The following is a 12,787-nucleotide window of genomic DNA, read 5'->3' on the forward strand; positions in this document are numbered from 1 at the left end:
TATGACTATAACACAAGTTAAAATTAAGAAATTAGAAAATTTTTCAGGCAGTTTGCCGGAATATGCTACAGAGCATAGTACGGGAATGGATTTAATAGCCGCAAACGACCAGCCTATAACAATAAAAGCCGGCGAAATACAGCTAATTCCAACGGGTATTGCTATAGCACTACCGGATTTGTTTGAAGCACAGATAAGACCTCGTTCGGGTCTTGCCGTTAAACACGGTATTACCGTTGCTAATTCGCCTGGTACTATTGATGCAGATTATCGAGGTGAAATAAAGGTGATTCTTATTAATCTCGGTAAAGAAGATTTCGTTATAGAAAAAGGCATGAGAATTGCACAGATGATAATATCCAAGTACGAACGTATATTATGGAAAGAAAGTAGTGTGCTTGAGGAAACAGTGCGTGGTAGCGGTGGCTTCGGCTCTACAGGTGCTTAAGGATTCTAAAAATGTCATTGCGAGGAGAGAGGCAAAGCCTTGACGCGGCAATCTCATGAAACAGTACAAAATTCCTGAGATTGCCATGCTCCTTTTAGTCGCTCGCAATGACGATTAGGTATCCACGCAACAAATCATGAAACTTATGAAAATCACAATAAAATTATTAATTGCTATATTCTTATTATTAGCTTTAAAAGTAAATGCTAATTCTGATCCTGTAGATAATATTAAGCAGATTTTTACCTATATTGATAAAAAAAACTGGTCACAGGCTGAAGATTTAGCTTGTGAGGTAAATAATAAAGCTTTAATAAAAATCGTACTTTCTCAGAAATATTTAGATAATAAGTATTTAGATAATAGTTTTGAGCAAGTAATAAGGTTTTTACGCAATAATCCGGATTGGCCTCAAAATAAATTACTCGAAGAAAGAGCCGAAGAATATCTAAATAATAATACAAATAAAAAAGTAATTTTTGATTGGTTTAGTAAACATCCCCCTCTTACCGGTAAAGGTTATAAATTTTATGCGGCAGCTGCAAGTAGTTTAATCAAAGATCAGAAAATATTACTACCTGTTATTAAAGAGGCTTGGGTATATGCTAATTTTACTCCTGAAGAAGAAAATGCATATTACAATAAGTGGCATAAATATTTAACGACAAATGATCATTTAGAGCGAATAGAAGAGCATTTATGGAAAAATGATATTAGGTCTGCTGAGCAATCGCTAAAATATGTAGATCAAGGCTATCATAATTCTTTTAAAGCACAAATTGCGATTATCAATAAATCGCCAAATGCTGAAAAACTTTTTAGAACTATACCTGAAAAATATTATACTTCCGGTTTATTATATCGTTATTTAGATTCTAAAAAAACGCAAAAACCGACGAGTGGAGATATTGCTTTATTTAAGAAGGCTAAAAATAACCGTAAACATTTTGCTAAATGGTGTCGTATTCAACATTATTATGCTCGTGAATTCATCGATTACAAAGATTTTGCCAACAGTTATAGAATGGCAACGATGCCCTTTGCTACTTGCCCTGAAACTATAAGGGAGCAGGAGTGGCTTGCAGGTTGGCTTTCTTTAAGCTTTTTAAAGAAGCCTGATCAAGCATTAGTACATTTTAATAAGTTTATCAAGGTAGTTAAAACTCCGATTAGTTTGGCACGTGGGTTTTATTGGTTAGGCCGCAGCTATGAAGCAAAAGGCGATAAGCAAACGGCTAGAAAATTTTACGAGCAAGCAGCCAAATATTCTTTTACCTTTTATGGGCAGGTAGCAAATATTGAATTAAATAGGACAAAGTTAGTTTTGCCTCTTATTCCCGTAATAACTTCTGAAGAAAGGAAAACTATAGAAAATAAAGAGATTATTAAAGCAATAAGGTTACTGGTTAAATATAATAAAAACCACTTAGCCATGATATATTCCAAAGAAGCTATTAAAAATACTAAAAGCCTTGCAGAAATTCAAATAATTGTGAATATTATTAAAGGATGTAATAATACCCATTATATGGTTGATGTAGCAAAGATTGCCGCTCAAAATAATGCTTTTATTCCAGATTGTGCTTTTCCAACGCCTTATAATCTAGCAGGTTTGCCTATTTCATCCCATTTAACTTACGGAATAATGAGGCAAGAGTCAGTCTTTGACCATAAGGCAGTGAGTTATGCAAACGCCATGGGGCTGATGCAGCTTATTAAAGATACTGCTTGTGATACCGCAAAATCTATAAATATGAAATGTAATGTAGCAGATTTAACTAGGAATCCGGTATATAATATTAAGCTTGGTTCGCATTATTTCAAAAAACTATTAGATGATCATAAGGGATCCTATATTCTATCTATCGCTTCTTATAATGCTGGAAGTCATAAGGTAGTAAAATGGATCGATAGATTCGGTGATCCAAGGGATATAAAAGATACAAGAAAAATTATTGACTGGATTGAGTTAATACCGTATTCTCAAACTAGAGATTATGTTCAACGGGTACTTGAAAATATTCAAATTTACCGAACAATCTTGAATAAGAATAATAATTTATATTTTAAACGTGACTTACATGCTTGCGATATATCAAAAAGTTAATTTTATTAATACTTTGACATATGGTAATATATAAGTATGATACGGGAACTAAAAAAACATAAATTAAGGAGGAGATTATGAAAAAACATATAGAGCAATACCTTAAAAAGCAACGTAATGATATAGATACTCAAGTAAAGAAATATAAACAAGAACTTGATGCAATTGGCATTAAATATGACCATAAATCTGCACATGTTGAAGTTCCAAATCATGCTATTGGCGGGTTTGAATATTTTAAATGGGATTGGATGACAAGCACTACGGGTAGTCATTCGGAAATAGTACCAATATTTAAGGATATAGTAAGAACTTTAAAAGAAGCTAAAAGTAACCCAGCCCAGTATGAAAACTTAGTATCTAACTTGGATGCTAGTACTAAAAATGCACTTGATGCTACTATTAAGAGTAATAATATTACTGTACCGATACAAGACACTAATAAGTTAATAGCGGAAATATTAACAGGAATGCAAATATGGTTAGATACAAAAAGTCATATTCCTCTAGAACTTAAGCAAAAATTCTTAGAGTTAGGTTCTAATAATTTAGAAGAGTTTATAGAAAGTGCTTCTAATAAATTTAACAATAAATGGATCGTTAAAGAATTTATTAATAATGCTTTTATACCACCTAGAGAGGAAAGTAACAAATATCTAGCTGATAGTGGTTGTGATTTAGCTGAACAGCTATGGACTAAAATAGAAAACCTTAGAATGAGCGAAAATTCAACTGATGCATCTGAAGATGATGAAATATCAGATGCTTCGGCGAATAAACTTGGAGATAAAGTAACGCTTACTAATGGTGCTAAATTTGAAGTTAAGTCTATTCTGAAATGTCTATCTGATAAAGGTTTTATGGATATGATTTTAAAAGAAGTGCCATATAATACTCGTGAACCGCTAGAAAAAGAAATAGCATTACAGTTTGTATATAATAATATACAGGAAGGTCGTATCGATAAATCAAGCACTGTTAATATGATTAATTCTTTTGGTAATGCATCAACCTTATTAAGTTGGTTTGTAGAATATAGCGATCTTAATATTGATGAAATAAAAGCTAAAGAAGTAGAGATTACAGGCGGTGATTCTTATTTAGACTAGTTTTTTAATATTGTTCTCGTTTCTTATGTCATTCCCGCGAAAGCGGGAATCTAAATTTTTCCAGTGTTATACCGTGGCTTGTACCTGTGGTGTCCACAAATAATATTTTTATTTGGATACCGTGGTCAAGCGAACTAGGTGACATTTGACATTAAAGGTTACTGGATTCCCGCCTTCGCGGGAATGACACAAAACAAATTATCTTCCATGATTCTTAACAATTTATCTTTACTAATAATATTATTCTTTTCAATATCAGCTTTTTCTGCTGGCCATAGTCTAAAAAATATCCCTATTACTGTTGTTGCTCCGGCAACAGGTGCTGATAATAAGACTTTATCGGATTTAAAAAATATTAACGGACTAAATTTACAGATTCCCTATAAGTGTTTTGTCAAAGGCAAGTTACCATTTCTTGCAAGTAGCGATGAAGTAAGGTTTCATTGCCTGCGGGATGCGTTATTTGATAAGTCTGATAATGTAGTATGGAGTTTACGAGGCGGTTACGGCTGTGCTAGAATAATTCCCGATTTACTAAAGTTATCAAAACCAAATAAAGAGAAATTCTTTATAGGGTATAGCGATATAACGGCTTTACATCTTGTTCTATCACAAGAATGGGGATGGAAAACTATTCACGGCAGTAATATAGCCGATCTCTTAAAGCCGGAAAAAGATCAAGGTAATTTTACCAAGCTTGCTGAAATATTAAAAGGTAAAGTAAAGCAGGTTACTATAGATAATTTAATGCCTCTTAACGATATAGCAAAATCAAGTGATCTTGTTAACGGCAAACTAACAGGCGGTAACTTAACTATGCTGCAAACTAGTATAGGCACAAATTGGCAGATAAAAACTAAAGGCAAAATTCTTTTTTTAGAAGATGTGAATATAGTTGCTTTTAGATTAGATCGTGAGCTTTTGCACTTAAAGCAAGCAGGGTTGCTTGAGGATGTTAAGGCTATAATATTTGGTTCATTTGATAAAGATTCTGAAAACACAATGTTAGTGCTTCATAATTTTGCAGATAGTTTAGATGTACCGGTATTTAAAACAAATAGATTCGGTCATGAAAAAATTAACGATCCGATTATTTATAATACGGATAGTAAGATTATTAAAAATAAAGGATTTAAGTTAGTGATGAGGTTGTAAACGCTATTGCGAGCAAGCATTGCCCGCGTGGACACCACCTCGTCATTGCAAGCGACTGAAAGGAGCGTGGCAATCCAGAAAATAATTAAAAAAAATGCTAAAAATTAGCATTTTTTACTGGATTGCTTCGTCAAAACTTACAGTTTTTCCTCGCAATGACGTTTTTTACAGTTAACTCTACCTACTCAAATGTAAATAATCATTATATTTTGATAAATTCAAATCATAAGAAAAGAACTTATTTATAATATAGTGTTCAAGTAATTTTACTAATCCTGCTTTATGTCTATTTAAAGTCTCGATGCTTAAAGCTATTTCCGTCGTTTGTATGTAGGGATCGGTACTAGTTATTTTTACGTAGGCAATAGTAATATTGTTATTCATAACTGGATTCCCGCTTTCGCGGGAATGACATAAAAGGGACAGAGAATTACATTCCGTAAATCCGTTTTCTAGTAACATCAAACTTTCTATGATAAGTTGCGGAGAAAGTCCAAGCTCTATTTCTTTCTTAGTCGGAATAGCACCGGTTTTATAATCCAGTATAGTTATATTGTTTGATTTATTAATTTCAATTCGGTCAGCTATACCGATTATTTTTATATCTTGATCTGCAATATTTAAGCATAATTCTCCTTTAACCTCAAAATAGATTTCTTTGCAGTTTTTTCGGCGTTCTATATCAAATAAAATAAAAGCTTTGCTGAAAGCCGTGAGTTTTATTTGCCAAGTTTTTTTTGTATAGGTTGGTAAAATAGTGCTATATAAAATATGATTACCGATATTTATTAAAGCATTTTGTTTATCAAGCAAATTTAAATTAATATATTGTTTGTCGTAATTTTTAGAATATTCCTCTAAAACTTTATGAATAAAATTACCGAAATCCGATATTTTAGGCTCTTCCCATATATTATCTTTTTTACGTAGTCCAAGAATTTTCTTAGCATAAAAACCGTATGGGTTTCTTATTAATGTTTCTATGTCGGTTACTGATAAGACGCTTGGGAAAAATGTACTGAGGATTGCTTTGTCATCCCGCGACTTGATCGCGGGATCCAGAAAAATATTGCCACTTTTATTAATCGCATGGATACCGTGGTCAAGCCACGGTATGACATACTTAAGTTGCAGCTTCAAAAATAAATTACTCGGCACTGACCACTTCCCATCATATTTTTTAGCATTCAGTATAACTATTTGTTTATTTTGTAGAAATAAATTGAAGTAATCTGAATATAGAGTAGGGGTGATTTCATCGTAATCTATATTTAGTATCTGCAAGGCTTTCTTGCTAAGCCATGGGTGAGCTTTAGCGGTAGGGGTCCAATTTTCATTATTAAAATGCGGTAATATAATTAAGTTAAATTCACATAATACTAAATCTTCCGGTGATCCTATAATAATATTGGCAGAGTCGGTATTTTTGTAATATTTGATATTAGAAAGTAGAAAAGAGAAAATTTTAGGAAAATCCTTTTTATCCGTTAAATTTATATGTTTACTATATGCGGTTAAATTTGTTAAAAACTCAAGTAGTTCTGTTCCTCCTTCTTGTTCCCAAATAGTAGGCAAAAGTTTTTCAGCTATTTCTTTAGTTAAGGTTAGAATAGCTTGTATATTATGTAGAGTATCGGTAAATAAAATATCTATTAAGTTACGGCAATACTCCTTTGTATCCTCGTTATCAAATTGTAATTGCAATAAATATTTTGGTGAGGATATAAAACGGTTTTTATTAGATAGCATTAACTCTAATTTTTGTACGGTAGGGCAGTTAATTAAAGGATTTTTAAGTAATAAAAATAGAAGTTTTAAATCAAAATTATTACATAATATTTTAATAATGGAAGTTAGTAATTCGCTGATATTAGTAAGCCTTAAGTCATTACCTAGTAGATCTTCATATTTATAGTCAATTGATTTGGACTTTCCTACATCGTCACTCGTTGCTCTCCTATTAGTTATAGGTTTTGCTTCTCGCTCCTTGTATGTAAATCCAACTGAATTGACTATATCTAAAAAATTACAATATGCTCTTTTAAGCTTATTATTATCTGTAACGATTGCAATCCGTTTATCTTTATTACGGCTACATATATAGGCTATTTGTGTAGCTTCTTCATAAATGTCATTAGGTTCATGATAAGATATACCATCGCTAATCTGCTTGGAGGCTGGGTTATAGTGAATTATGTAATCCTTTAATTCTTCTTCAAATCTTTTTAAAAAAACATTAGGCTTGAATATTCCGGCGAGTATTACCTGCTTATGCCCCTTTTTTATTTTTATTATTTCTTCTTGTAATAGCTTTAATTTATAAACTGCTTTAGTTTGTTTTTGAGTAAACGATATTTCTTCTTGCCATCTTAAAAAGCAATATTCTAGAAATTTATAAATCTTTTGCCAATAGTTAGAATTGTTATAGACTTCAATTAATTTTATGTCGATATTATTGATTATAAGGTCATTAAACAATTTTCTTAGAATTTCTGCAGCTTTTAACGATTCATTTTTATTAAAGGGTAATTCTTTATATTCAGTAATTATTTTTGATATAATAAGAAGTTCTTCTATTTTAGATACATAATCCGAATCGGTTTTTTTTGCAATAAGAGAATTAAAAGGAATAATGATAGGTAATTTAATTTTATATTTATCGGTTAAAATCTTTTTTAATTCTAGGCATGAGAAATTATTAGGCAATATTATTTGAACTTCTGTACCTTTACCTAATTTATCAATGATATACTCAGCAAAACTTTTCAAAAAAGAATAATCAGCAGCCATAAATAATGTTTTTTACGATAATATAGCAGATCAAAGGTCCGAAACAAATCTTATTTAAAACGATAATAGTACAATAAATAATATTTGATTATTAGTTTCTTATTAAGTATCTTAAAATATATTAATTTAAATTTTATAAATAAGGTATCATATGAAAATTTTTATTATATTATTTACTATTATAGTCTCTATAACATCAATGCTAATAATTTAAACTCACATATAGCTTATTGTGATAATATACAAGTAGAACAACAAGAAGATTTAGTAATACAAAAATTAGTTAAACTATTTGCGGCTGAAACAAATTGTATTATTAGCGGCTGTTTACAACAATGGGATGTGCAAGATAATCGGGTAAAATATTCAATTGCTTGGCAAGAACAGTGTGGACCTGTAATTTATGGTCAAGTATCAACTAGGAGACAATGGTAGAGGTTCTACTTTCGTATGTGAACGCTCTCTAAAAATTCCGTATGTTGTTGGCCGCTTGGATATGAATATAATAAAGCGTTTGTAATATGTTCATCTGATAATATTGAAAACTAATATTTACTTACTAGCTTTTATGAATTCTTTAAATAATTCTAAATCTACTCCATTATCGTTAAGATATTCAGGATGCCATTGAACGCCGATAACAAATTTATGTTTCGTTGATTCAATGGCTTCAATTATACCGTCTTCTGCTTTTGCAGATACAATAAGATCATTACCAACTTGTTTAACAGCTTGGTGATGAGTCGAATTAACCATAGTTTGTAGCTGATTATTAGCTATTCTAGCAAGTTTAGTATTGGCTTCTATATTAATTGCATGCGAAACTGTGTTTTTAGGCGAAGGTTGTGTATGATTAATTACAGTTTCAATATAATCAGGAATATGTTTAATAAGCATACCCTTAAAAATAACGTTTAATAGCTGCATACCTCGGCATATACCTAAAACAGGAATATCTCTCTCTAATGCTTTCTTTAAAACTAATATCTCAAAATTATCACGTTCTTCATTGGAAATGACTACATCTTCGGCATATTCCGGTTCATAAAATTTAGGATGTATATCCTCATCACCGCCTGGAATTACAACACCGTCAAGAAGATTTATAAGCCGATCTATTGTATTACTTTGATAAGGTAATAATAGCGGTACACCGCCGGCTGCAATAATCGCATCGGTATAGTTTCTTCGCAAGGCGTACCATGGAAAAGCAGCGTAAGTATATTTTTCACAATTTTGAGCTAAATCAGGTGTAACACCTATTATCGGTTTTTTATACATTTTATTATCGTTTTACTATTTTTCTGTCAGCTATGTCATTCCTGCGTGGATCAGAAAATGTGTTCGGTGTCATACCGTGGCTTGACCACGGTATCTAAAAAACAATTTAAAATACTAATAATATTAGTATTTTAAGCTGGACCCCGTGATCAAGTCATGGGGTTGACAGTGGGAAAAATAATCCATGCAATAACATCTCCGTAGGAATTACATATAATATATTTACTCCTCAATATGCGGTGGTGTTTCAAAAGTGTGGAACGGCAGTGGTGAGGTAAGTGTCCACTCTAACGTATCAGCTCCATCGCCCCAAGGATTATTTGGGCAGTCTTTACCGTATTTTAGCGTGTAGAAAACGATAAACACAAAATAAAGAGCAGCTACCATAGAGATACCTGCTCCTATCGATGACACCATATTCCAGCCGGCGAAAGCTTCAGGATAGTCCGGTATTCTTCTTGGCATGCCCGCAAGACCTAAGAAATGCTGCGGGAAGAAAGTTAAATTAACGCCTATAAAGGTAATCCAAAAATGGATTTTGCCTAAAATTTCTGGATATTGTTTACCGGATATTTTGCCGAACCAATAATAAAAGCCTGCAAATGCCGTAAATAAAGCACCGAGCGACATCGTATAATGGAAATGTGCAACAACATAATATGTATCGTGCAGAACTCTATCAAGTGCCGAATTTGATAGGATTATGCCGGTTACGCCGCCAATCGTGAATAATATAATAAATCCTATCGAAAATAACATAGGAGTTGGGAATGTAATCGAGCCGCCCCACATAGTCGCTATCCAGCTAAATATTTTAATGCCCGTTGGAACTGCTATAATCATCGTTCCGGCAGTGAAATATATAAGTGCATTATAAGAAAGTCCGACTGTAAACATATGGTGAGCCCATACGATAAATCCGACGAAACCGATTATTACCATAGCTCCAACCATACCTTGATAGCCGAATATAGGTTTGCGTGAAAAAGTTGAAATAACCTGACTTACTATACCAAAGCCCGGAAGTATTACGATATATACTTCAGGATGACCGAAAAACCAAAATAGATGCTGAAATAATACAGGATCACCGCCGCCGTCAGGCTTAAAGAAAGTAGTGCCAAAGTTACGATCGGTAAGTAGCATAGTAATAGCTCCACCAAGTACCGGCATAGCAAGAATTATTAGAAATGCGGTAACTAATATAGACCAAACGAATAACGGCATCTTAAAAAGCCCCATTCCTGGAGCTCTCATATTAAAGATAGTAACAATTAAGTTAATTGATCCGAGGATTGACGATAGGCCGGTTAAATGTAAACTGAAAATAGTCATATCGACTGCTGCTCCCGGGTGCCCGCTCAAATTACTTAAAGGAGGGTAGAGCGTCCAGCCCGTTCCCGGTCCGCCGTCAACAAAAGCCGATCCTATAAGTAAGGGAAAAGCAGAAACTAATAACCAAAAACTGATATTGTTAAGGCGTGGAAATGCCATATCGGGAGCCCCGATTAATAGAGGTACAAAATAGTTACCAAAACCACCAAACAAAGCCGGCATAATCATAAAGAATACCATAATAACCGCATGTGCCGTGATAAGCACGTTATACAGCTGGAAATCATGATTTAAGAAAGTGCCGCCGGGCATTGCAAGCTCTAACCTGAAAAGCAGTGAGAATAAACCGCCGACAATTCCAGCAAAAACGGCAAATATGATATACATAATGCCGATATCTTTATGATTAGTAGAAAAAAGCCATCGCCTCCAACCGTGCGGGGGATGGTGGTCATCGTGGTTTAGCTCGTTCGTAGTTATATCCATAATTATTATTCAGCCTGTTTTAATTTTTTGATATCTGCTCCGACAATGGCCGGAATATTGCGAGTGATTTTATCATAATCCCAATCCCACCATTTAATTTTAAGTAATTGCTCAACTATCTCATCAGGAAATCTATAGCGTATTACCTTTGCAGGATTGCTGGCAACTATACTATATACGGTGGTATATCTTTAGCTACTACTGAGCAAGCACCGATAATTGCTCCGTCACCTATATTAACTCCAGGCAAAACGGTAGAGTTTGTACCAAACCATACATTGTTTCCGATAATGGTATCTCTTCTTTTATTAGGAGAAGGCGTATAATTATTCCAGTTTTCAAAAATAAAGAAAGGATAAGTAGAAAACTCGTCCATCGGGTGATTCATATCATCGGTTATAAAACTAGTACCCATAGCAATAGCACAAAATTTTCCTATAATCAATTTAATAAAATAAGCCCCTCGGATATTTTCATATTCAAATTTCTCAGGGTGGTTAGCGTCATTGATAATAAGTGTAATCTCCGACTATTATATTTGGATTATGGATAAAATGTTTTAAAAATATTGTTTCTTTCGCTTGTTTAGGGAAAAGATGGGGATAAGGGTTATTGTGGTTAGTCATATATTAAAAAATTTAAAGTAATAGTTTTGATTTATATAGTATTTCATCTACAAGTGAATTATTTAAGCTTAGAATTTTTTTTGCTTTACGTGCTTTAAAATCCATAGATCTAATTTGATCACACAATACTGCACCATTTATAGAATCTATATTTATTATTACTTCAAATGGGTAATCTTTAATCTGACTAGTAATAGGGACAAATAAAGCAAGATTACTTTTAAGGTGATATTTGTAGGTGCTAAGCACAATAGCCGGTCGTATTTTTTTAATTTCATTACCTTTTTGAGGATCAAAATCAAGCCAAACTACATCACCTCTTTCAGGTATATAAGCTACCATGACTCATTACCTACCGTATCATCGCTATTAAATACCTCATGATGACGATTAGCATCAGTAATATCATCTAGTAAAACATCTAATTCAGAGGTTTTAGCACTAATAAACAAACCATCATCAGTTATTTCTAGATTAACAACTATTCCTTGCTTAAAATGTAGTTTTCTAGCTAAAACTTGAGGAATTCTAACTCCTAAACTATTTCCCCATTGTTGAATTTGAGCTTTCATAAGCTTACCGTCAATAATATGTATATACCAAGTATATACATATTATATTAATAATGCAAATTATTAAATTCTTATCTATATAATAATTTTGGATTCTTGCCATTCATAGCCGTCTTATTCTTGCTTGCAATCCAATTGTCAAAATCCTCTTTGCTTACTACTTCTATAGCAATCGGCATGAAGCCGTGATTAATACCGCAAAGCTCCGAGCATTGTCCATAATATACACCTTTTTTAGCCACTCTTGTCCAGGTTTCGTTTATTCTGCCTGGAACTGCGTCTATTTTAAACCCAAGCGATGGAACGGCAAAACTATGTATTACATCACCTGCGGTAATGAGAAATCTTACAGTAGCATTTTCAGGGATAACAATTCGATTATCAACATCCAGTAATCTTTTTTGATCGGGCTTTAGATTCTCATCAGAGATCATTACGCTATCAAATTCTAGATTATCATGATCGGGATATATATAGTGCCAATACCACTGATAACCTACTACTTTAATAGTTAAATCCGTTTCGGGTATTTTTTCGGCATGACGCAATATTCTAAAAGACGGCACTGCAATAATAACTAAAATTATTATAGGTATCACAGTCCAAATTATTTCTATTAAAACATTATGTGAAAATTTTGCCGGTATAGGATTATTTTTTGCATTAAATCTGATGCATACAAAGCCAAGTAATCCGGCAACAAATAAAACAATAGCTGTTGAGATATAAAGCAGAAAATTATGAAAATGATGTAATTCCTCCATAATCGGACTTGCCGGCGGCTGGAACGTTACTTGCCAAGGTAACGGCTCGGAAGCAAAGCAGCTACTACTAACAATCAAAAAATAAATTAAAGCAATAATATTTTTCATAGCACA

General features: G+C 32.9%; 10 protein-coding genes and 3 pseudogenes. 5 read left to right on the forward strand and 8 right to left on the reverse strand.

Features of this window, described 5'->3' with window-relative positions:
• Nucleotide 1 precedes the first annotated feature (1 nt).
• The 4 genes from dut (at nt 2) to AB1146_RS05970 (ending at nt 4,819) form a co-directional block, all read left to right on the forward strand.
• Entirely contained in the window at nt 2-448 is a 447-nt protein-coding gene (dut, locus tag AB1146_RS05955) for a dUTP diphosphatase (protein WP_010423241.1), read from the forward strand.
• A gap of 145 nt (nt 449-593) precedes the next feature.
• Entirely contained in the window at nt 594-2,555 is a 1,962-nt protein-coding gene (locus tag AB1146_RS05960) for a lytic transglycosylase domain-containing protein (protein WP_355403745.1), read from the forward strand.
• Nucleotides 2,556-2,632: 77 nt separating this feature from the next.
• Nucleotides 2,633-3,664 (forward strand): hypothetical protein, encoded by a 1,032-nt coding sequence (locus AB1146_RS05965; RefSeq protein ID WP_010423237.1) that lies wholly within the window; start codon nt 2,633-2,635, stop codon nt 3,662-3,664.
• Nucleotides 3,665-3,871: 207 nt separating this feature from the next.
• The gene (locus tag AB1146_RS05970) at nt 3,872-4,819 is read left to right on the forward strand and encodes an LD-carboxypeptidase (protein WP_010423235.1); all 948 of its coding nucleotides are present in this window, start codon (nt 3,872-3,874) and stop codon (nt 4,817-4,819) included.
• Nucleotides 4,820-4,996: 177 nt separating this feature from the next.
• Here the strand turns inward: AB1146_RS05970 and AB1146_RS08610 are convergent.
• Nucleotides 4,997-6,730, reverse strand: a pseudogene (locus AB1146_RS08610) (PD-(D/E)XK nuclease family protein); the annotation flags it as partial.
• 105 nt (nt 6,731-6,835) lie between these two features.
• Nucleotides 6,836-7,609, reverse strand: a pseudogene (locus AB1146_RS05985) (hypothetical protein); the annotation flags it as partial.
• A gap of 84 nt (nt 7,610-7,693) precedes the next feature.
• Between AB1146_RS05985 and AB1146_RS05990 the strand changes: the two are divergent.
• On the forward strand, nt 7,694-8,044 hold the full coding sequence (locus tag AB1146_RS05990; protein ID WP_010423233.1) for a hypothetical protein: 351 nt from the start codon (nt 7,694-7,696) through the stop codon (nt 8,042-8,044).
• Nucleotides 8,045-8,161: 117 nt separating this feature from the next.
• Here AB1146_RS05990 and AB1146_RS05995 read toward each other — a convergent pair whose 3' ends face one another.
• The 6 genes and pseudogenes from AB1146_RS05995 to coxB all read right to left on the reverse strand — a co-directional run bounded on the left by AB1146_RS05995 (nt 8,162) and on the right by coxB (nt 12,781).
• Nucleotides 8,162-8,890, reverse strand: coding sequence for a gamma-glutamyl-gamma-aminobutyrate hydrolase family protein (locus AB1146_RS05995; RefSeq protein ID WP_010423231.1), 729 nt, complete (start codon nt 8,888-8,890; stop codon nt 8,162-8,164).
• 222 nt (nt 8,891-9,112) lie between these two features.
• Complete coding sequence (gene ctaD, locus AB1146_RS06005; RefSeq protein WP_010423229.1) at nt 9,113-10,711, reverse strand: cytochrome c oxidase subunit I; 1,599 nt, start codon at nt 10,709-10,711, stop codon at nt 9,113-9,115.
• Nucleotides 10,712-10,716: 5 nt separating this feature from the next.
• A pseudogene (locus AB1146_RS08615) lies at nt 10,717-11,337 on the reverse strand (CatB-related O-acetyltransferase).
• Between the two features lie 12 nt (nt 11,338-11,349).
• On the reverse strand, nt 11,350-11,679 hold the full coding sequence (locus tag AB1146_RS06025) for a type II toxin-antitoxin system PemK/MazF family toxin (RefSeq protein ID WP_010423226.1): 330 nt from the start codon (nt 11,677-11,679) through the stop codon (nt 11,350-11,352).
• Complete coding sequence (locus tag AB1146_RS06030; protein ID WP_010423224.1) at nt 11,673-11,909, reverse strand: AbrB/MazE/SpoVT family DNA-binding domain-containing protein; 237 nt, start codon at nt 11,907-11,909, stop codon at nt 11,673-11,675. Before AB1146_RS06030 ends, AB1146_RS06025 begins: the two co-directional genes overlap by 7 nt.
• A 71-nt stretch (nt 11,910-11,980) precedes the next feature.
• Nucleotides 11,981-12,781 carry a cytochrome c oxidase subunit II gene (gene coxB, locus AB1146_RS06035; protein ID WP_355403750.1) on the reverse strand — a complete coding sequence of 267 codons (801 nt, stop codon included), beginning with the start codon at nt 12,779-12,781 and terminating at the stop codon, nt 11,981-11,983.
• Nucleotides 12,782-12,787: the final 6 nt, after the last annotated feature.

Source organism: Rickettsia helvetica, from assembly GCF_963970025.1.
Lineage (GTDB): Bacteria > Pseudomonadota > Alphaproteobacteria > Rickettsiales > Rickettsiaceae > Rickettsia > Rickettsia helvetica.

Coding starts and splice junctions, on each gene's coding strand:
- dut (WP_010423241.1), top strand. CDS start 2: ATGACTATAACACAAGTTAAAATTAAGAAATTAGAAAATTTTTCAGGC.
- AB1146_RS05960 (WP_355403745.1), top strand. CDS start 594: ATGAAAATCACAATAAAATTATTAATTGCTATATTCTTATTATTAGCT.
- AB1146_RS05965 (WP_010423237.1), top strand. CDS start 2,633: ATGAAAAAACATATAGAGCAATACCTTAAAAAGCAACGTAATGATATA.
- AB1146_RS05970 (WP_010423235.1), top strand. CDS start 3,872: ATGATTCTTAACAATTTATCTTTACTAATAATATTATTCTTTTCAATA.
- AB1146_RS05995 (WP_010423231.1), bottom strand. CDS start 8,890: ATGTATAAAAAACCGATAATAGGTGTTACACCTGATTTAGCTCAAAAT.
- ctaD (WP_010423229.1), bottom strand. CDS start 10,711: ATGGATATAACTACGAACGAGCTAAACCACGATGACCACCATCCCCCG.
- AB1146_RS06025 (WP_010423226.1), bottom strand. CDS start 11,679: ATGGTAGCTTATATACCTGAAAGAGGTGATGTAGTTTGGCTTGATTTT.
- AB1146_RS06030 (WP_010423224.1), bottom strand. CDS start 11,909: ATGAAAGCTCAAATTCAACAATGGGGAAATAGTTTAGGAGTTAGAATT.
- coxB (WP_355403750.1), bottom strand. CDS start 12,781: ATGAAAAATATTATTGCTTTAATTTATTTTTTGATTGTTAGTAGTAGC.